This is a genomic window from Glycomyces sp. MUSA5-2 (genome assembly GCF_037034145.1).
Lineage (GTDB): Bacteria > Actinomycetota > Actinomycetes > Mycobacteriales > Micromonosporaceae > Glycomyces > Glycomyces artemisiae.
Genome location: NZ_JBAGKG010000008.1, coordinates 132,650 through 152,886 on the forward strand (window position 1 = coordinate 132,650; position 20,237 = coordinate 152,886).

At 73.6% G+C, this 20,237-nt stretch carries 17 protein-coding genes; 11 read left to right on the top strand and 6 right to left on the bottom strand.

The window, feature by feature from the left end:
• Positions 1 to 3 precede the first annotated feature (3 nt).
• Complete coding sequence (locus WA640_RS22930; RefSeq protein ID WP_335990842.1) at positions 4 to 1,092, top strand: N-acetylglucosamine kinase; 1,089 nt, start codon at positions 4 to 6, stop codon at positions 1,090 to 1,092.
• On the opposite strand, the gene WA640_RS22935 is transcribed toward WA640_RS22930, so the two are convergent.
• The 5 genes from WA640_RS22935 to WA640_RS22955 form a co-directional block, all read right to left on the bottom strand.
• Positions 1,062 to 1,718 (bottom strand): response regulator transcription factor, encoded by a 657-nt coding sequence (locus WA640_RS22935; RefSeq protein WP_335990843.1) that lies wholly within the window; start codon positions 1,716 to 1,718, stop codon positions 1,062 to 1,064. The two genes, WA640_RS22930 and WA640_RS22935, sit on opposite strands and share 31 nt — an antisense overlap.
• Positions 1,718 to 3,010 (bottom strand): sensor histidine kinase, encoded by a 1,293-nt coding sequence (locus WA640_RS22940; protein WP_335990844.1) that lies wholly within the window; start codon positions 3,008 to 3,010, stop codon positions 1,718 to 1,720. Before WA640_RS22940 ends, WA640_RS22935 begins: the two co-directional genes overlap by 1 nt.
• Before the next feature lie 11 nt (positions 3,011 to 3,021).
• On the bottom strand, positions 3,022 to 4,935 hold the full coding sequence (locus tag WA640_RS22945) for a serine hydrolase domain-containing protein (RefSeq protein WP_335990846.1): 1,914 nt from the start codon (positions 4,933 to 4,935) through the stop codon (positions 3,022 to 3,024).
• A gap of 172 nt (positions 4,936 to 5,107) precedes the next feature.
• Positions 5,108 to 5,854, bottom strand: coding sequence for an SAM-dependent methyltransferase (locus WA640_RS22950; protein WP_335990849.1), 747 nt, complete (start codon positions 5,852 to 5,854; stop codon positions 5,108 to 5,110).
• A gap of 170 nt (positions 5,855 to 6,024) precedes the next feature.
• Positions 6,025 to 6,963, bottom strand: a complete 939-nt coding sequence (locus tag WA640_RS22955) for a helix-turn-helix transcriptional regulator (RefSeq protein WP_335990851.1) — start codon at positions 6,961 to 6,963, stop codon at positions 6,025 to 6,027.
• 81 nt (positions 6,964 to 7,044) lie between these two features.
• On the opposite strand from WA640_RS22955, the gene WA640_RS22960 reads away from it, so the two are divergent.
• The 7 genes from WA640_RS22960 to WA640_RS22990 all read left to right on the top strand — a co-directional run bounded on the left by WA640_RS22960 (position 7,045) and on the right by WA640_RS22990 (position 17,029).
• Positions 7,045 to 7,410: a VOC family protein gene (locus WA640_RS22960; protein WP_335990854.1), complete on the top strand. Its 366-nt coding sequence runs from the start codon at positions 7,045 to 7,047 to the stop codon at positions 7,408 to 7,410.
• 197 nt (positions 7,411 to 7,607) lie between these two features.
• Positions 7,608 to 8,810: an MFS transporter gene (locus tag WA640_RS22965; protein WP_335990856.1), complete on the top strand. Its 1,203-nt coding sequence runs from the start codon at positions 7,608 to 7,610 to the stop codon at positions 8,808 to 8,810.
• A gap of 36 nt (positions 8,811 to 8,846) precedes the next feature.
• On the top strand, positions 8,847 to 10,388 hold the full coding sequence (locus WA640_RS22970) for an ABC transporter substrate-binding protein (protein ID WP_335990857.1): 1,542 nt from the start codon (positions 8,847 to 8,849) through the stop codon (positions 10,386 to 10,388).
• Complete coding sequence (locus WA640_RS22975) at positions 10,388 to 11,329, top strand: ABC transporter permease (protein ID WP_335990859.1); 942 nt, start codon at positions 10,388 to 10,390, stop codon at positions 11,327 to 11,329. The genes WA640_RS22970 and WA640_RS22975 overlap by 1 nt, the downstream gene beginning before the upstream one ends.
• Positions 11,326 to 12,225 carry an ABC transporter permease gene (locus WA640_RS22980; protein ID WP_335990860.1) on the top strand — a complete coding sequence of 300 codons (900 nt, stop codon included), beginning with the start codon at positions 11,326 to 11,328 and terminating at the stop codon, positions 12,223 to 12,225. The genes WA640_RS22975 and WA640_RS22980 overlap by 4 nt, the downstream gene beginning before the upstream one ends.
• A complete protein-coding gene (locus WA640_RS22985) occupies positions 12,222 to 13,658 on the top strand; it encodes an ABC transporter ATP-binding protein (RefSeq protein WP_335990861.1) in 1,437 nt (478 codons plus the stop codon). The genes WA640_RS22980 and WA640_RS22985 overlap by 4 nt, the downstream gene beginning before the upstream one ends.
• A 62-nt stretch (positions 13,659 to 13,720) precedes the next feature.
• Positions 13,721 to 17,029, top strand: coding sequence for a DUF4132 domain-containing protein (locus WA640_RS22990; protein WP_335990862.1), 3,309 nt, complete (start codon positions 13,721 to 13,723; stop codon positions 17,027 to 17,029).
• A 43-nt stretch (positions 17,030 to 17,072) separates the two neighbouring features.
• Here WA640_RS22990 and WA640_RS22995 read toward each other — a convergent pair whose 3' ends face one another.
• Complete coding sequence (locus WA640_RS22995) at positions 17,073 to 17,837, bottom strand: SDR family oxidoreductase (RefSeq protein WP_335990863.1); 765 nt, start codon at positions 17,835 to 17,837, stop codon at positions 17,073 to 17,075.
• A gap of 100 nt (positions 17,838 to 17,937) precedes the next feature.
• On the opposite strand from WA640_RS22995, the gene WA640_RS23000 reads away from it, so the two are divergent.
• From WA640_RS23000 to WA640_RS23010, 3 genes are all read left to right on the top strand, one after another.
• A complete protein-coding gene (locus tag WA640_RS23000; protein WP_335990865.1) occupies positions 17,938 to 18,771 on the top strand; it encodes a helix-turn-helix transcriptional regulator in 834 nt (277 codons plus the stop codon).
• 125 nt (positions 18,772 to 18,896) lie between these two features.
• Positions 18,897 to 19,253, top strand: a complete 357-nt coding sequence (locus WA640_RS23005; RefSeq protein WP_335990866.1) for a hypothetical protein — start codon at positions 18,897 to 18,899, stop codon at positions 19,251 to 19,253.
• 288 nt (positions 19,254 to 19,541) lie between these two features.
• Positions 19,542 to 20,213 carry a GPP34 family phosphoprotein gene (locus WA640_RS23010; protein ID WP_181245962.1) on the top strand — a complete coding sequence of 224 codons (672 nt, stop codon included), beginning with the start codon at positions 19,542 to 19,544 and terminating at the stop codon, positions 20,211 to 20,213.
• The last annotated feature ends 24 nt before the right edge of the window (positions 20,214 to 20,237 follow it).

The window sequence follows — 20,237 nt, forward strand, 5'->3', positions numbered from 1 at the left end:
CCCATGAGCCAACTGGTACTCGGCCTCGACGTCGGCGGGACCTCCTCCCGCGCGGTCACGACCACCCTCGACGGCGCGGTCGTCGGCCGGGGCGATGCAGGAGCGGGCAATCCGCTGGCCGTCCCGCCCGACCGCGCCGCCGCGGAGGTCGCCCGCGCCCTCGCCGCCGCCCTGGCCGGTACCGACCCCGGCCGCATCGCGGCCGCCGTCCTCGGCCTCGCCGGGGTCAGCGGCTTCGACCGGCCCGAAGTGTCGGCGGCGTTCCAGCGCGTCTGGGACGCCGCCGGACTCCAGTGCCCGGTCCACACGGTCGGCGATGCGCAGGTCGCCTTCGCTTCAGGCACAGACGAACCGCTCGGCACAGTCCTCATCGCTGGGACAGGTGCGGCGGCAGCGCGAATCGAGGGCGACCGCATCACGCGAGTCGGCGACGGCCTCGGCTGGCTCCTCGGCGACAAGGGCTCCGGCTTCTGGATCGGCCGCAGGGCCGCCGCAGACACGGCGGCGCGGCTCCAGGCCGGATCGCCGCAGACGCTGCTGACGGAGCTGGTCGTCCGCGCCGTCCTCTGCGCCGACGGAACCGCTACGGCCGGAACGAGTCCCGACCGCGGCCACGGAGGTGCAGGGGCCGCGGGCGGTTGCGATGTCTCGCCGGCCGGGGCCGGCGCCGCAGCGGCCCGGCACGCTTCCGCGGCCGACGGGCCGCGGTCCAACGGCAACGACCGCGCGACCGCCTCCGACGCGTTCGTCATCGCCGTCCACCAGCGACCGCCCCGCAGCCTCGACCGGTTGGCACCGCTCGTCACCGAGGCCGCGCTGGCGGGGGACGAGCACGCGGCGGCGATCCTCGACGAGGCCGCCGCGCACCTCGCCTCCGCCGTCGCCAATGTGCGCGACCCGGGCGAGGCGACGCCGATCGTGCTGTCCGGCAGCGTGCTCCGCGGCAGCGCCCCGGTCCGCGACGGCGTCAGAACCCGGCTCGCCGCCGCCTGGCCCGATGCCGCCGTGACCGAGGCGGGCCCGGCCGAGCTCGGGGCCGCGAAGCTCGCGGCCCAACGGATTCAGCGGTCCTCGACGATGCCGTTCTCGTAGGCCCACACCACGGTCTGCACCCGGTCCCGCGCGCCGATCTTCGTCATCGCGCGGCCCAGGTGCGACTTGACCGTGCTGGTCTCCACGAACAGCTCCTGCGCGATCTCCGCGTTCGACATCCCGCGGGCCAGCAGCAGCACGATCTCCAGCTCCCGGGCAGTGAGCACCGCAGCCGCATCCGACGCCCCGGTGCGCCGCCGCCGCTGCGCGAACTCGGTGATGACCCGGTGCGTCACCGCGTGGTCCACGAGGCCCTTGCCGTCGGCGAGCTTGCGGACCGCGTCGATGAGGTCCTCGGGCTCGCAGTCCTTCAGGATGAAGCCGCTCGCGCCAGCTTCGAGCGCGCCGAACACGTACTCGTCCGGGTTGAACGTGGTCACCACCAGGACCGCCGGGCGGTCGCCCTCGCGCGCCGCGACGATGTCGCGCGTCGCGGTGATCCCGTCGCCGCCGGGCATGCGCACGTCCATGCAGACGACGTCGGGCGCGAACTGCGCCGCGGCGACCACCGCCGACGGCCCGTTCGACGCCTCGCCGACCACCTCGATGTCCCCGGCGTCCTCCAGGATCACGCGGTACCCCGCGCGCACCACCGCCTGGTCGTCGACCAGCAGCACCCGGATCATCATGCCTCCCTTGCCGTGAACACGTCGCCGGTCCGCTCCCGGTCGGCCTCGCGGACCGGCAGCCGCAGCCGCACGCTCCAGCCGCCGTCCGCGTCCGGCCCCGCCTCGAACTCCGCGCCGACCAGGTCGGCGCGTTCTCGCATCCCCACCAGGCCGCTCCCGCCGTGCTCGACGTCCGCGACCGGGCGCTGCGCCTTCCCGTTGGCGGCCAGCAGCTCCACCGCGTCGTCGCGGTACGCGAGGCGCAGCCGCACTCGCGCGCCCGGCGCGTGCTGGCGGGCGTTCGTCAGCGCCTGCTGCGCGATCCGGTACAGCGAGATGTCCGCGATCGGCGGCAGCACCAGCGGCTCGCCCTCCCGCGCGAACGCGATGTCGTCGCCGAGGCGCCGCGACTCCTCGACCAGCGCGTCGAGCGCGGACAGGCCCGGCACCGGCGCGTCGCCGTCGGCGTCGCCGCGTTCGCGCAGAAGGCCCACGACCTGCCGCAGGTTCGCCAGGGTCTCCTTGCCCTGCGAGCGGATCCACGAGGCCCCGGCCTTCGCGGCGGCCGGGTCGCGGTCGATGAGCCGCTCGATCGCGGCGGCCTGGACGACCATGCCCGAGAGGTGGTGCGCGGCCACGTCGTGGAGCTCCCGGGCGATGCGGGTCCGCTCGGCCCGCACCGACGATTCGGCCCGCTCCCTTGCGGCCCTGAGCATCTGCTCGGCGCGCTCCCTCGCGAGCGCCCGGTTGCGGCGGCGGGCCGCCACGTAGGCGCCGACGAAGGCCGCCGCCGCGTACAGGAGCGCGCTCGATCCGAGCTGGTTCACGACGATGACCGCCGCGCCCGCGTCTCCCCAGGTCGCCGCCACCGACGCGCCGGTCTCCAGGACCACGGCGACGGCCGCGGCCGTGAACGCGAACCGCGCCGACGCGAGCGTCCCCACCGTGTACGCGGCGATGGCCGGTCCGAAGCCCTGGGCCATGATCTGCGGCGCCACCGCGATGATCCCGATCTGCAGGGCCACGACGAGCGCGAGGCACAGGCCGGGCCGCACCCGCCGCAGGCACAGCAGCAGCCCCTGCCCCGCCGCGAGCGCGCCCATGGCCCACACCTCGGCGGCGCTGACCTGGAGCGACGCCTCGGACGGGGCGAGGCGCGCCAGGACCGCGTACAACCCCAGCGTGACCGCCGCGACCAGCACGGCGAGCACGGCGTCCCTGGTGAACGGCCGGGCGGCCCCGATCCGGGAGAGCGCCTTGTCGAGGCGCTCTCCCGGTGACAGAGCGGCCGCCGGAGCGGGCGCTGACATGCTTCCTCCGGTCAGTAGGAGATGTTCGGCGACAGGAGCTGGAACTCGATCGCGAAGTCGGCGACCGCGCTGAGGGCCAGCAGCGTGACCACCGTACCGGTCACCGCCCGCCACCCGGCCTTGCGCCGGATCTCGCCGACGAGCCGCACCGCCGCGGGGATCAGGCCGAGCGCCCCGGCGAGCTGGAGGACCTGGACGGTGCGGATGAGCGCGGCGCCGGGGTCCTGGAGACCCATGGCGAGCATGAAGATCACGACCCACCCGGCGACGGCGAGCAGCGAGCACGCGGCGGCGATCCGCACGAGCACCCGCCAGCGCCGCCCCTCCGGGCCGGGGCCGGGACGGCGCCGCAGCTTCCGGTACAGGGCCGCGGCGGGCCAGGCGAGGAGGCCGATGAGGAGCACCGCCAGGGCCGCGATCGTGAACGGGAGTCCGAGCTGTCGTTCGACGTCCATGGGCAGCAGGGTGAACGCGGCGTCGTGGACGATGCCGGTGACCTCCCCGTCCTCGATGTTCACGGCGAGGACGCGTTCGCCGCCGACCTCGCGCCACAGGGTGTCGCCCACCTGCTCGTAGACGGCGGGCTTGAGCGTGCCCGGGTCGGCGTCGAACGCGATGCGGCCGTCGTCGAGCGCGGTGATCTTCGTGGTGCTGAACAATTCGAGCGCGCTCAGGAACGTGCTGTGGAAGCCGCGCGACGCGTGGTAGGTGCCCGCCACGAGTTCGGCATCCGAATTCTCGATCGGAGCCGTGTTGGTCTCGCCCGGGAAGTACCGGTCGGCGAAGTCGCGCATCAGGTCGCTGCGGAGCCCGAGCGTGGCAGCCTCGTCGGTGCCGGTGCTGTTGAAGGACACGTAGATCCCGGCGCCGTCCTCGGGGTACAGGTTCAGGTGCGAGTGGAAGAAGTTGGTGTCGCCGCCGTGGCCCACGACGCGGTGGCCGTTCTGGTCCTCCTGGAACCAGCCGAGGGTCATGCGGGGCGCGTCGGCGAAGGCCCCGAGGCTGTCGGCGTCGAGCGCGGGGGAGAACATCTGCTCCCGCGTCTCCGCGTCGAGCAGCTGCGTGCCGACGCCGAGTTGGGAGAGCATGAACGTCGCCATGTCGTCGGCGGTCGCCGAGAGCGCCCCGGCTGGCGGGGTGCCGACGTACTCGAACGGCTGGGCCGGTCCGCTGGAGTCGTTGTAGCCCTCCGAAACGCGGTCAGCGAGGCCCGCGGGGAGCGGCTGGCGGAACGAGGAGGAGTCCATGCCGAGCGGTTCGAGAATGTTCGCGTCGATGTAGTCCTCGAACGGCATCCCGCTCACGCGCTCCACGATGTACCCGGCGAGGGCGTTCCCGTAGTTGGAGTACGCGGGGGTCGTGCCGGGCCGGTACACCTGCTCGGGCGGGTCGGTCGCGAGCGCCGCGCGCAGGTCGACGTCCTCGCCTTCGAGGCCGATGAGCCCGGAGACGCGCTCCTCGAACCCGGCGGTGTGGCTGAGCAGGTGCCGCAGCGTCAGGTCCTCGTCGTAGTCGCGTGCTATGTCGAAGTCGAGGTACGCGGCCACGTCGGTGTCGAGGTCGAGTTCGCCGTCCTCGACGAGCTGCATGACGGCGGTCGCGGTGAACACCTTCGAGATCGAGCCGGGCCGGAACAGCGTGTCGGCGGGGTCGACCGGCGTGCCGGGTGCGGCCTCGCCGAACCCGCGGGTGGTGAAGACCTCTCCGTCGCCGACGACGGCGACGCTGGCCCCTGCGATCCCTTCGGCCTCAAGCATCTCGGGCAGGGTCTCGTCGAGCCAGGCGTCGACGTTCGCGGTGGTGAAGTCCTCGGCGGCGTCGGGCGTGTGCGGTTCGGGCGCCGCGGGAGCGGCGCTCCCGCAGGCGGTCGCGAGGACCGCGACCGCGGCCAGGGCCGCGGCGGCGGCGAGGTGTCGGGCGGTCATGTCGTCTCCATCAAGGTGGGTGGTCTTGTTCGGACCACGCAATCCTGTCCGGAAAGGGGTGTTCGCGACTTCTGGCGCGAGTCGGAATTCGGCTTGCGACTTTTGGGGGAGGACGGCCCGGACACGAAGGGGCACCGCCGGATCGGCGGTGCCCCTTCCTCTTGCGGCCCTGCTAGCGGTCCATCAGGGCGAACACGCCCCAGCCGAGGTATTCGCGCTGGTAGCGGGCGTGCCTGACGGGCGCCGTGTCGAGCTCGGCGCGCATCTGCGCGTACAGCTCGTCATCGGGGTTGGCGTCGAGCCACTGGCGGACGTTGAGCCACTGGGCCGCGGAGTAGCGGTCCCAGCTGTCCTGGTCGGCCAGGACCATCTCGACGACGTCGCAGCCGAGGCCGTTGAAGTGCTCCAGCAGCTCGGGGAGCGCGAACAGCTCCTCCTTGCTCGACATGTAGCAGCCTTCGACCGCGGCCTGGTCGGGCGGGTCGAGCCGCCAGTACGGCTCGCCGATGAGCATCATCCCGCCGGGGGCGAGGCTGCGGCGCAGCAGCTCGACGGTCCCGGCCGGACCATCGCCGATCCAGGTCGCGCCGATGCACGACGCGATGCCGACCGGCTCGTCGGCGACGTGCCCGGCGGCGTCGCCGTGCACGAACGACACCCGGTCGGCGACGCCGAGGTCGGCGGCGCGCTCGCGGGCGGCGGCGATGAAGGCGGTGCTGATGTCGACGCCGGTGCCGGTCGTGCCGTGGTCGCGCGCCCAGGTGGACAGCATCTCGCCCTTGCCGCAGGCGAGGTCGAGCATCGTCGTGCCGGGCGCGGGCCGCACGGCCCGGCCGAGGGTCGCCAGTTTCTCCGGCGTGAACGGGTTGATCAGCCGGTGGCTGCTCTCGCGGATGGTGAAGCTACGTGGGAGATCCACTGTGGTCGGTCGTCCTTCTGCTGGAAGCGGTGTGAACTGCTGAGGATCGCGGCCGGACGAGACCGGCCGCGGGAACCTGGACGACCATCAAATGCACCTGCTTCGGTAGTGGGGGACGTGCGGAACCCCGCGACGCTACCGTCCCTATACCGCATGCGTCCAACGGTTTTTCACCTGTAGTGATCGAGGATCTCCCGCGCCAGCTCCTGCACCCGCGCCACCGCCTCCGGCGGGCCGAGCACCGTCGCGGTGTTCCCGAACGCGAGGAGCTGCCGCACGTCCTCCAGGACCCGGCACCGCAGCACCGCCGACCGCCACCCGTCCGCTTCGGGCCCGCCCATCGACAGGCGCGAGCCGAGGATGCGCCGCGCCCGCCCCACCTGGTACTCCTGGATCCGAAGGCGCACTTCGAGGTCCCCGGCGGACTCCCATCCCGACGTCAGCTCGGCGGCGACCGCCGCGAGCGCCGCGCCCTCGCGCAGCCGCCTGGCGGTGCGCAGCGGCTCCCACCGCGCGATCCGCTGGAGGTTGAGCAGCCGCGGCCGCCCCTCCTCGTCGGCGACGAGGTACCAGCGGCCGCCTTTCGCCAAGAGCCCGTATGGGTCCACCGTGCGCCACCGGGCCTCCTCTCCCTCCCGCTCGTACCGCACCCGCAGCCGCATCCCGCGGCGCAGGTCGCCGATGAGCGCGCCGGGGGAGGTGCCCGCGGGCTCGGGGCCGAACCACGGCCGGTTGTCGCTGACGACGAGGTCGCCGACCGCGATCAGGTCGTCCGGCGGGCGCGCCCCGGTCACCTTCCGCAGGGCCCGGCCGCTCACCTGCGCGACGCCGAGGCGCTCGCGCTGGTCCACGTCGAGTCCCGTGAGCGCCAGGTGCTCACGCTCGCCCGGCGTCAGACGCCCGGAGTCGAGTCCGCCGCCGGGGAGCATCGAGACGCCGCCGTACCGGCCGCGGCGCATGAGGACCGGGAACCCGGCGTCCTGGAGCCAGCGCAGGTCCCGCATCACCGTGCGGTCCGACACGCCGGTCTCGGCCGCGAGCGCCGCGACCGTGGTCTCCGGCCGCGACCGCAGGGCCAGGAGCAGGGAGAAGAACCTGTCGGGAGTCATAGTTCCAGTTTCCCAGAAAACCTGACAGATCCCGTCAGGTTCCGTGCCTACGGTGGGGTCACCGACGGAAAGGAGGGCATCATGCCCAAGCCGAACATCTTCATCACCTACGTCGCCGACGCCCCGGCGGCCGCCGAGTTCTACGGCGACCTGTTCGACATGAAGCCGGTCTTCGAGACCCCGGCCTACATCGCCTTCGACCTCGGAGGCGGCATTAGCCTCTCGCTGTGGAGCCGCTCCGGCGTCGACCTAGCGTCGAACCCGGTGCGCACCAGCGAGCTCTGCGTCGCCGAGCCCGGCGGCGCCGGTGCGATCGACGCGCTCCACGACGCGTGGAAGGCCAAGGGCGTCGTCATCGTCGACCCGCCGCGCGACGAGGTCTTCGGCCGCACCTTCGTGGCCGCCGACCCCGACGGCAACCTCATCCGGGTCGCGCCCGTCGACTAGCGCCCGTCGCGGCGACTCTGCGGGCGGCGGCGAGGGCCGCCGCCCGCTTTCCATGCGCGCATGGCGATACGGCCATCAACGGCCGTGGGTCACAACCGCGCCCCAGCCATCGTAATTGAAAACGGGTACCGTTATCTTTGTCGGAGTCATCCGCCCCGGACGCGCCGCCCCGCGCGCCCCGACTCCTGCGAGGTCCCGTGCGCACCCTCCGATCCTTTGCGGCCCAGCCGCTCGCGGTGCGCCTGCTGCTCGTCAACCAGCTCGGCGTCAACCTCGGCTTCTACATGGTGATCCCGTACCTCGCGGTCCACCTGGAGACCAGCGCGGGCCTGTCCCTCGCCGCCGTCGGCGTCGTCCTCGGCGTGCGCAACCTCAGCCAGCAGGGCCTGTTCCTCATCGGCGGCACCGCCTCCGACCGGCTCGGCCCCCGCGGCGTCATCATCGCCGGATGCCTCCTGCGCGCCGCCGGGTTCGGCATGTTCGCCCTCACGCCCACCCTGCCGGTGCTCCTCGCCGCGTCGATCATCAGCGGCGTCGCCGGGGCCCTGTTCAACCCCGCCGTGCGCGCCTACATCGCTGACGCCTCCGGCGACCGCAAAGCCGAGGCGTTCGCCCTGTTCAACCTGTTCGCGAACACCGGCATGTGCCTCGGCCCGCTCGTCGGCTCCGCGCTCGTCCTCATCGACTTCCGGGTCGGCGCGGCCGTCGCCGCCGCCGTCTTCGCGGGCCTCGCGCTGGCCCAGGCCCTCGTCCTCCCCGCCCGCGCCGCGGCCCCCGCCGCGACCACGGTCCTCGGTGGCTGGCGGACCGCCTTCGCGGACAAGGGGTTCCTGGCGTTCACGCTCGCCACGGCCGCGCTGTTCGCCCTGCAGAACCAGCTGTACCTACTGCTCCCGACGGCCGCCGTGGACGCGACCGGGACCTCGTGGGCCACCGCCGCGGTCTTCGGCGCGTCCACCGTCGCCACGCTCGGCCTCCAGGTGCGCGCCACCGACTGGTGCCGCGAGCGCCTCACCCGCCCCGCCGCGATCGGCCTCGGCCTGGCGCTCCTCGGCGCCGCGTTCGTCCCGCCGATCCTGCTCCCCGCCGAGACGCCGGGCCTGCACTTCGCGGCCGTGCTCGTGTCGGCCCTGCTGCTGTCGATCGGCGTCATGACCGCGCAGCCGTTCGTCCTCGAACTCGTCGCCGACCGGGCCCCGCACGGCCTCACCGGCACCTACTACGGCGTCTACTACCTGCTCTCCGGCGTCGTCGCGGCCGTCGGCACCGCCGCCGTCGGCCTCGTCGCCGACCTCGCCGCGCCCTGGGCCTCCTGGCTCGCGTGCGCCGTCCTCGGCCTCGCCTCGGCCGCGTTCGCCGCCCGCACGCCCCGCACGCCCGCCCTCGCCGCGGCCTCCTGAACGCCCCCTTGCCGTCCCGAAGATAAGGAACCCGTCATGCACCGCCCTCACCTCAGCCGCCGCACCGTCCTCGGCGCCGCCGGGCTCACCGCCGCCCCCGCCCTCCTCGCCGCCTGCGGCGGCAGCGGCACCGACGCCGCCGACGAGCCGCAGTCCGGCGGGACCCTCCGCGCCGCGTTCGCCGGAGGCGGCGCGGACGAAGTCCTCGACCCGCACCGCGTCAACCTCTTCGCCGACGCCGCCCGCGCCAAGGCCGTGTTCGACAAGCTCGCCGACCTCGGCGCCGACATGGCCGCCGTGCCGCGCCTCGCCGAGTCCTGGACCGCCGACGCCGCGCTCACCGTGTGGACCGTGAAGCTCCGCGAGGCCGTCTTCCACGACGGCGGCCCCGTGCGCGCCGCCGACGTCCTCTACTCCTACCGGCGCATCGCCGACCCCGAGGACACCTTCCGCGCCCGGCAGGACCTCGCGCCCATCGACCTCGACGCGAGCACCGCCGTCGACGACCGCACCGTCGAGTTCGTGCTCCGCCACCCGCTCGCCGAGTTCCCGAGCGTCCTCGCCGCCTTCGGCGCCTACATCGTCCCCGAAGGCGCCGCCGACTTCACCGCCCCGGTCGGCTCCGGCCCCTTCACGTTCGCGGCCTTCGAACCCGGCCGCAGCTTCGCCGCCGACCGCTTCGACGACTACTGGGACGGCCCGGCCCTCCTCGACCGCGTCGAGATCGTCGTCGCCGATGAGGAGTCCGCCCGCATCAACGCCCTCCTCGGCGGCCAGGTCGAGTACGCCCACGACCTCTCGGCCACCACCGCCCGCGCCAACGAGGGCAACGACGCGATCGCGCTCGTCGCCTCGCCCGGCTCCAACATGCTCGGGTTCGCCATGAAGACCGACCGCGCCCCCTTCGACGACCCCCGGGTCCGCCAGGCGATGTTCCTGCTGTGCGACCGCGAGCAGCTCGTGGAGTCCGTCCTCTCCGGCCGCGGCCTCGTCGGCAACGACCTCTTCGGTCTCGGCTTCGAGCACTACGCCGACGGCATCGCCCAGCGCGAACGCGACGTCGAGGCCGCCAAGGCCCTCCTCGCCGAAGCCGGCGCCGCCGACCTGGGCATCGTCCTCGACACCGCCGACGTCGGCTCCGGCTTCACCGAGGCCGCGCAGATCTTCGCCGAGCAGCTCCGCGAAGGCGGCCTCGGCGTCGAGATCAGCGAGCGCAACGCCGACACCTACTGGTCCGAGGTCCTCACCGAAGGCCAGATCGCCTCCTACCGCTCCGGCGCCATGCCCATCGCCTCCCACATCTCCCAGCGCCTCCTCACCGACTCGCCCACCAACGTCACCCAGTGGCACGACGCCGCCTTCGACGACCTCTACCTCCAGCTCCAGTCCACTGCGGACGAGACCGAGCGGCAGGGACTCTACGACGAGCTCCAGCAGCGCCTCCACGACGAGGGCGGCTACCTCGTGTGGGGCTTCGCCGACTGGATCGTCGGCACCGCCAGGAACGTGCGCGGCGTCGAGCAGGCCCCCGCCAACACGCTCGACTGGGCCCGCTTCGACAAGGTCTGGATCGCCTAGTGCTCGCGTACGCGGCCCGGCGCGCCGGGCTCGGCGCCCTCCAGGTGCTGGCCGTCGCCGTCCTCGCGTTCGCGCTGGTCGAACTGCTCCCCGGCGACGCGGCCGTCGCCCTCGCCGGGGACCAGCCCGACCCCGAGGCCATCGCGCGCATCCGCGAGCGGATGCACCTCGACGAGCCCGCGCTCCAGCGGCTCGGCGACTGGCTCGGCGGGCTGCTCACCGGCGACTTCGGCGCGTCCCTCACCACCGGCCGGTCCGTCGCCGACATCCTCGCGGGCGCACTGGAACCGACGCTGATCCTCGCCGGGCTCACGCTGGCGCTGCTGCTGCCACTGTCGGTGGGCCTCGGCGTCGCCGCGGCCCGCAACCGGGGCCGCTGGCCCGACCGCCTCATCACCACCGCCACTGTCGGCCTCTACTCGGTGCCCGAGTTCGCGCTCGCGGTGCTCCTGGTGAGCGCCTTCGCGATCGGCCTCCACTGGCTCCCGCCGACCGCGGTCGGCGTCCCGTCGCTCCTGGCCGAACCCGCGGTCCTGGTGCTGCCGCTCCTGGTGCTCCTGGCCCGCCCGATCTGCTCGATCGCCCGCCTGGTGCGCGCCGGGATGATCGAGGCCCTCGACTCCGAGTACGTGGCCCACGCCCGCCGCGCCGGGGTCCCCGAGCGGCGCGTGCTCCTCGCCCACGCCCTCCCGAACGCGCTCTCGCCCGCGACCGCCCAGATCGCCCGGACCGCCGACTGGCTCCTCGGCGGCGTCATCGTCGTCGAGAGCGTCTTCGTCATTCCCGGCCTCGGTACGGCCCTCGTGGACGCCGTCAACGCCCGCGACCTCCCTGTCGTGCAAGGGATCGCCGTGGTCTTCGGCATCACCACGGTCCTCGTGAACCTCCTCGCCGACCTGGTCGCCTTCCGCCTCGCCCCGCGCCTGGAGCTCGCCCGATGACCACCGAGAAACCGGCTGCCGAACAGCCGCCCGCAACCGACCGTCGCACCCCCGAGGCACCCTTGAAGCCGGGGGCGGCCGAATCGCGACACACCCGACCCCGGGATCGCCGCAAACGCCTCGAATTCGCCGCCATCGTCGCGCTTCTCGCCGTCCCACTCGGCATCGCGCTCGTCGGGCCGCTCCTGCCCTCCACCGGCGCGGAACGCACGCAGCCGTTCGACCCGGCCGCGCCCTGGCCCGGGACCGACCACCTCGGGGCGAGCGTGCTCGACCGGCTCCTGGACGGCGGCTGGGGGATCGTCGCGACCGCCGCCGCGGCCACCGCGCTCGCGTTCCTCGCCGGGTTCCCCATCGGGCTCGCCGCCGCCTCCACCCGCCGCCGCTGGCTCGACGAGATCCTCATGCGCCCTTTCGACCTCCTGCTGGCGCTGCCCTCCCTGCTCCTGATGCTCCTGCTCGCCTCGATCGCGCCGCCCACCGCCTGGATGCTCGTGCTCATCGTCGCGTTCGTGAACCTCCCCGACATCGCCCGCATCGTGCGCGCCGCCGCCCTCGAAGCCGCCCACCACCCCGTGGTCGACGCGATGTGGCTGCAAGGCGAGGGCCCCTGGCGCATCGCCCTCACCCACACCGCGCGCTCGATCCTGCCCACGGTCGCCGCCGACGCGGGCGTGCGCCTCGTCGGCGCCTTCTACCTCGTGGCCGCCGCGAGCTTCCTCGGCGTCGGCGCGGGCCCCGAATCAAGCGACTGGGCCGTCATGGTCGACGTCAACCGCGGCGGGATCTTCCTGTCCCCGTGGGCCGTCGTGCTCCCGGCGGCGCTGCTGGTCGCGCTGTCCGTCGGCCTCAACCTCCTGTTCGACCGGCTGCTGTCCCGAAGGGAGCCCGCATGAGCGCCGCACCACTGGTCCGCGTCGCCGACCTGCGCATCACGGCCGGAGCCGCGACCCTCGTCGACGGCGCCTCGTTCACCGTCGACCCCGGCGAGGTCCTCGCGATCGTCGGCGCCTCCGGCTCCGGCAAGACCACCATCGGCTCGGCCCTCCTCGGCGTCTTCCGGACCGGTACGGCCGCAACAGGAACCGTCGAAGTCGCAGGCACCGACATGCTCGCCTCGCCGACCGGCCGCCTGCCCGCCGCGCACCTGCCGCAGCACCCGGCTGCGGTCCTCAACCCGGTGCGCCGCATCGGCGGCGTCCTCGCCGACCTCGCCGCCGTCCACGGCCGGGACGGCGCCCGCGAGCGCATCGCCGACGCGATGCGCCGCACCGGCCTCGACGATCCCGCGCTCCTGCGCCGCTTCCCCCACCAGCTCTCCGGCGGCCAGCAGCAGCGCCTCGTCCTCGCCCACGCGTTCCTCAGCGGCGCGAGGCTCCTCGTCGCCGACGAGCCCACCACCGGCCAGGACCCCGAGCACCGCGACCGGGTCGCCGCCGAACTGCGCCTCGCCGCCGCGAACGGCATGGCCGTGGTCCTCCTCAGCCACGACCTCGACCTCGTCGAGTCCGTCGCCGACACCACCGCCGTGCTCGACCACGGCACCGTCGTCGAGCACGGCACCGCGGTCTTCACCGACCCCCGGCACGCCTACACGCGACGCCTCCTCGCCGCCCGCACCGCCGCGCCCGCCGCCCCCACGGACCCCGCCGCGCCCGTCCGCCTCGAAGCGACCGGACTCACCGTCACCGCAGGCGGGAACCTCCTCCTCGACGACGCGTCCTTCACTGCGAGGCAAGGCGAATGCCTCGCCGTCCTCGGCCCCTCCGGCTCCGGCAAGACCACCCTCGGCCGCGCCGTCGCCGGGCTCCGCACCGCCGCAGGGGACCTGCGCCTCGACGGCGACCCCCTGCCTCTGCGAGCCGGCCGCCGCACCCGCGCCCAGCGCGCCCGCGTCCAGTACGTCTTCCAGGACGCCCGCGCCTCCTTCGCCCAGCACGCGAGCATCCTCGACCAGGTCGCCCGCACCGCGGTCCGCCTGCGTGGCATGGGCGACCACGCCGCCCGCGCCGAAGCCGGAAGGCTCCTCGCCGAAGTCGGCCTCCCGCCCGAGACCGCCGCGCGCCGCCCGGGCCGCCTCTCCGGCGGACAACTTCAACGGGCCGCCCTCGCCCGCGCGCTCGCCGCCCGGCCCGAGGTCCTCGTCTGCGACGAGATCACCTCCGGGCTCGACGCCCTCACCCGCCGCGGCGTCCTCGACCTCCTCGCCGCCCTGAAAGGCAAGGGCGGCATGACGATCCTGCTCATCACCCACGAGCAGGCCGCGGCCGACCGCCTCGCCGACCGCGTCCTCCATGTGAAGGCGGGTCGCGTCGCCACCCTCGACTGACCGCCCGATCACGCTGCGTACCAGCGGGAACGATGTCGTACCCGGTTCCTACACTGGCGCCCGTGACCGACTCCGAGAACCCCGCGCTCCCCGACGAGGACCGCTTCGACTTCCCCGCCTCCTGGAACCGCTTCGTCAAGCCCCGCCGCGGCAACGGCAAGCCCAAGCTGCGCAAGCCCGACCTCGACGCGAGCCGGGCGCACCTCGCGGGCCTCGACACCGTCGTCCGCGGATTCCTCGACCGCAAGGACAACGCCGACCACCGGGACGCCGCCCTCGCCTTCCTCGCCGGGAAACCCGACCTCTCCGGCGCGGCAGCGGTCTTCGGCTTCACCCGCCGCTCGGCGCACTCCATCCCCATGCTCGACCTGCACCGCTTCGACGGGACCGCCGCCGACCACGGCCTGCCGTTCGCGGCCGCCGCGCTCGCCGAGTTCCTCACACTCGGCGTCGTCACCGACAGCCTCGGCGAATACGTCGCCCTCCTCCCGCAGACCTTCCAGGACCACCGGCTCGGCGACCTCGCCAGCACCAAGGAGTTCGCCGCGGTCCGCTCCCACATCGCCGCGCTCCCCGACGCCGAGTACGCGGCCGTGATCGCCGCGCTCGCGCCGCTGCGCACCGATCCCTTGCGCCGCTTCGCCGTCAGCCTCGTCGCCCCCGATGAGCCAGCCTGGCTCGACGAGGTCTGCGCCGAGCACCGCGCCCAGAAGCCGAGCCAGTACGCCACCCACTTCCTCGTCCAGATCATCACCACCCCGGCGCAGCTCGACGACCTCGACCCGTCGCTCGTCTACCCCCGCTGGGTCGACACCGCAGAGGTCGCGGACCTCATCGGCCGCCTCGGCGCCGCCGCCCTCCCGGTCCTCGAACTCCAGCTCACCGGGTACCTCGACGCCAACGAGCGCAAGGCGCTCTTCCGCGCCCTCGCCGCGATCCCCGCCGACGCCGCGCTCGACCTCCTCCTCGACCGCATCGAGGACCCCACCGCGATGGGGTACGCCATGGAGGCCGCCGCCCGCTTCCCGCAGCGCGCCCTTCGGGCCGCCGCCGCCCGCCTCCCCGGCGCCGAACCCGAGATCCGCAAACGCCTCACCGCCCTCCTCTACAGCGACCCCGTGATCCTGGGCCCGGCCCTCGCCGTCCAGGACGACGCTGTGCGCACCGCGATCGACACCGTCACCGCCGACACGGCCCGCCTTCCGGCCGCACCCGCCGACGAGCTCCCGGCCCTGCTCGCCTCCCCGCCCTGGGACAAGGAGGCCGGCACCGCCCCACCCGTGGTCCTCAAGGGACTCACTCCTCCTCCGGTCAACCGGGTCGACTGGGCCCCGGGCGAACGCGAACAGTACGCCGACACCGCCTATGGCATGCGCACCGACGACCGCGACTGGGCCGAAGAAGCCGCCCGGTTCACCGAGGCCGGCGCCTTCCACCAGCAGCGCATCCTCGCGCTGGCCCCCGCCGACCTCGTCCCCGACGCCGCCGCTTGGGACCCCGCTCCCGGCTACGTCGACGATCGCCTCCTGCGCCGCATCCTCGCCAACCACGGCGAAGCCGTCGCCGCCCAGGTCGCCCGCGTCGCCGGTTCGGACGCGTCCCTGCGCGGCGTCCTCCTGCCCGTCGTCAACCTCGCCGCCGCCCGTCTCGCCGCTGACGCGCTCCTGCGCCTGAAGACCATGCGGCCCTTCGCATTCGCCTGGCTCGACCGGCACGGCCCCGACGCCGCACTGCTCCTCGTCCCCGACGCCCTCGCCAAACCCAAGAAACCCCGCGCCGCCGCCGAGGCCGCGCTCCGCTACCTCGCCGCGTCCGGCCGGGCCGAGGCCGTCCGCGACGCCGCCGCCCACTACGGCCCCGAAGCCGCCGCCGCAATCGCGCCTATCGCCGACGCCGACCCGCTCATGCCCGCCGGCGTCCCCGTCCCCGACCCCGGCCCGTGGGTCTCCCCGCCCGCGCTCCCGCAGCTCCTGCTCACCGGACGCCAACGCGCCCTCCCTGACTCGGCGGTCCGCACCGCCGCCATCGTGCTCGGCCTCGGCTCACCCGAATACGACTACCCTGGCGTCGCCGTCCTCGCCGAGACCTGCGACCGCGCGTCCCTCACCCGCTTCTCCACCGCCCTGTTCGAGCAGTGGCTCACCGCGGGCGCCCCCTGGGAGGACTCCTGGGCCCTCACCCAGCTCGCCCATTTCGGCGACGACGACACCGTCCACCTGCTCGCGCCGCTCATCGGGCGCTGGCCGGGGGAGAACCAGCACCACCGCGCCGTCAAGGGCCTCCAGGTCCTCGGCGCGCTCGGCACCGAGACGGCCCTTCGCGCCATCCAGTCCATCGGCGAGAAGGCGAAGTTCGCGGCGATCAAGGAGGAGGCCCGCGCGCAGATCAAGGCGATCGCGGCCGCGCTCGACCTCTCGCCCGAGCAGCTCGCCGACCGGCTCGTGCCCGACTACGGGCTCCGCGACGCCGACGCGCTCGTCCTCGACTACGGGCCGCGCCGCTTCAAGGTCGGCTTCGACGAGCAGCTCAAGCCCTTCGTCACCGACGAGGACGGCAAGCCCCGCAAGTCCCTTCCGAAACTGGGAGCCAAAGACGACGCGGTGCTCGCCGACGCCGCCTACAAGCGGTTCGCGAACCTGCGCAAGGAGCTCCGCACCGTCGCCGCCGACCAGGTGAAGCGCCTCGAACGCGCCATGATCACCGGCCGCACCTGGACGCCCGCCGAGTTCGACGCCCACTTCGTGCAGCACCCGCTCACCTGGCACCTCACGCGGCGTCTGGTGTGGACCGCCGACGACGGGTCCGGGCCGGTCGCGTTCCGCCTCGCGGAGGACCGCAGCCGCACCGACGTCGACGAGGACGCACTCGACCTCGCCGACACCGCGGTGATCCGCCTCGCGCACCCCGTGCACCTCGGCGGCGACGTCGCCGCCTGGGCCGAGATCTTCGCCGACTACGAGATCGTGCAGCCCTTCGAGCAGCTCGCCCGCCCGGTGGCCGCGTTCACCGACGAGGAGCTGGCGAGCGGCCGCTTCACCCGCTTCGAAGGCGCCGCAGCCTCCGTCGGTGCGATCCTCGGCCTCACCAAGAAGGGCTGGGTCCGCTCCGCGCCGCTCGACGCGGGCGTCGAGCACGGCATCTGGCGCGAAATCCCCGGCACCGGCTACCTCGTGATCGCGCTCGACCCGGGCATCTACGCCGGGAGCGTCAACGTCCACGACCGCCAGATCCTCCGCGAGGTCGTCCTCTCCGCGCACGACCTCGACGGCTGGCGCCGACCGGTCGCCGCGACCGGCGTGCGCGGCGTCGACCCCGTGGCCGCCTCCGAAGCGCTCGCCGACCTCGCCCGCGCGGTCGAACTGGCCGCCTGACACGCCGAAGGGCCGGGCCTGAGCGGCCCGGCCCTTCGCCGCGTCACCGGTTCGCGGGCTCGTTCGCGTTCAGCGCGGCCACGACCTGGTCGTAGTCCCCGCGGGCCTCGCCGTAGCGCAGGAACTTCACGCGCTCGACCTGGATCTCCTTCGCGTCGGGCTGGGATGCGATGAGCCCCATGACCTCCGCGATGTAGTCGTCGAGCGGCAGCGCGTTCGGGTTCTCGGCGTGCCCCGGCATGAGGTCGGTCTGCACCGCGGGCGGCACCAGCTCCACCACCTTCACCGACGTGCCCGCGAGCTGGAGCCGCAGCGACTCGCTGAGCATGTGGATCGCGGCCTTCGACGCGTTGTACGTCGGCGTCGCGCGCAGCGGCGTGAACGCCAGGCCCGACGTGACGGTCATGATCGTCGCGTCGGGCCGCGACCGGAGGTGCTCCACGAACGCGCCGATGAGCCGGATCGGCCCGAGCACGTTCGTCTCCACGGTCGCCTCGGCCGTCGCGAGGAACCCCTCGGGCCGGCGCCAGTCCTCGGCGCGCATGATCCCGGCCATCGTCACGAGCACGTTCAGGTCCGGGTACCGCTCCAGCACCTCCTTCGCGGCGGTCGCGATGCTCGCCGGGTCGGCGGTGTCGATGCGGACCGTGCCGAGGCCCGGGTGCTCGGCCGCGAGGCGCTCCAGCACCTCCGTGCGGCGCCCGCCGACGACGACGGTGTTCCCCTCCGCCTGGAGCGCCAGCGCCAGCGCGAGGCCGATCCCGGAGGTCGATCCGGGGATGAAGATCGTGTTCCCTGAAATGTCCATGCCCCGAGTCTGGGCGATTGCGGGCCCGGTGTGCAGAGATCGTTCATCAGGGGATCGCCGGTCCCTGGTTCGGGCGCGCCGCCGGGCCGATACTGGACGCATGGACCGCACCGCACTCGCCGAGTTCCTGCGCGCCCGCCGCGAGCACCTGCGGCCCGAGGACGTGGGGCTCCCGCCCGGCGCCCGCCGCCGCGCGCCCGGCCTGCGCCGCGAGGAGGTCGCCTCGCTCGCGGCCATGTCCACCGACTACTACACGCGGCTCGAACAGCGCCGCGGTCCGCAGCCGAGCGTCCAGATGCTCGCCTCGCTCGCCCGCGCCCTGCGCCTGACCGACCAGGAGCGCGACTACCTGTTCCGGATGGCCGGCCACAACGCGCCCGCGCGCCTCTCGGACGCCGCGCACGTCGCCCCCGCGCTGCTGCGCGTCCTCGACCGCCTCGACGACACGCCCGCGCTGATCCTCACCAACCTCGGCGAGGCGCTCGTCCAGAACGACCTCGCGAAGGCCCTGTTCGGCGACCGCACCTCCTACACCGGGCTCGACCGCTACGACGTGTACCGCTGGTTCACGCGCCCCGGCGCGCGCGACAAGTACCCCGCCGACGACCGCGACCGCCAGGGCCGCGCCCTCGTCTCGGCCCTGCGGGTCGCCTACGGCGCCATGGGGTCCAAGTCGCGCGCCGGGGAGCTCGTGCGCGCCCTCCAGCAGCGGTCTCCTGAGTTCTCCGCGGTCTGGGACGAGCACCAGGTCGCCAAGCGCTTCGCCGACCACAAGACGCTCGTCCACCCCGAGGTCGGCCCGATCGAGCTCGACTGCCAGGTGCTGTTCACCGAGGACGAGTCGCAGGCGCTCCTGGTGCTCACCGCCGCGCCCCGGACCGAGGCGGAGGAGCAGCTGAAGCTCCTCGCGGTCCTCGGCCCGGCCGCCGCCTGACCGAGGCCGCCCGCGTCGTGCGCGACCCGCGGCGTCCCTGTGACCGAACGCATCCCGGCACGGCTCGAAGTGCGCCCGATCCGTTGGTACCGTGGCCGCAAAACCACGCAAAGGGAGCAGTTCACATGGCACGACGGACCATCGCCGCGCTCGCACTCGCCTTCGGATCCGCACTGGCGCTCTCCGCCTGCGGCGAAGGGGAACTGCCCGTCGAGACGCCCTCGGTACCGAACCTTGAGGACTCGCTTGAGAGCCTCTCGGGGGACTTCCCGACCGAGCTCGCCGGAGACCTCCAGGAGATCGCCCCCGACGTCACCGCCACCGAGATCGTCGACGGTGCAAGGGACCTGTGCCAGTCGGCGGCAGAGGGCGCCGACGAGGAGCAGCTCGCGCGCGACGCCGCGTCGCTGTTCGGCGTCGAGGAGGCGGAGGGCCCGACGGTCGTCGAGACGGTTCGGCCCTACTGCGACGTCATCGGGTAGCCCGCGCCGCCCGCGTTCGGCTTCGCGCCCGCGCCGCCGCCGCGTCGCTGTGACAGATCGGTTGGGAATACCGAACCGGTCGATCCCATCCCGAATCACCAGAAGCTCCGCACTGTCCAAATCGTGCGGAGCTTCGGTGCGTTCAGGCTGCCTGCGGGCTGGAGCGCGCAAAAGGCCGAGAGGGGTTCTAGCTGCGGCGAAATAGTCGGAATACCGATATGAACCGCGAAAATGCGTGACCGTATCATAATCCGATCGAATGCTCCTGTACTGGAAGGATCACTCCCGGTGCCCGACGCGCCCACCCCCCGCCTCGTGTACGACGCGTTTCTCATCACCGCCTACCACGACTTCTACAAGCCCGCGGTCGCCCCGCGCGTCATCGGCCTGGCGCTCGGCGCGGCGCTGCTGGCGGAGCTGGTGTTCTCGGGCCACCTGGCGGTCCGCGCCCACGACGGCAAGGACTTCGTCCTGGCGGAGAAGCGCGGCGGCCCGCCGCGGGACTCCTTGGGGCTGTGGCTGAGCGAACTCGTGGAGGCCGAGCCCGTGAACCTCGCCGTGCCCGACTGGCTGGAGTACCTCGCCATCGCCGACACCCAGACCAAGACCGCCGAGCACATGGTCGTGGCCGGGCTGATGGTCCGCGGGGAGCAGCGCAGCCGCTGGCTCGGCAAGGTCCAGGTCACCTATGACGCGGCCGACGCCCTCATCGCCCAGGCGCCGCTCGCCCGGCTGCGCCGCTACCTGTCCTCGATGGACCGGCGCATGCCCCTGCTCGACGCGTTCCTGCTGGCGCTCACCGAGTCCGTCGGCCTGTCGAAGTCCCTGTACTCCCAGATGCCCTCCGGCGCGCGCGAATACGCCGAAGGCCATCTGCGGGTGCTGCCCGCGCCGCTCCAGGCGATCCGCGGGCACCTCACCGCCGCCGTGGCGGACACCGCCATCACCGGCAACCACTGATCACGTGCCCGAACGATAAGGAGA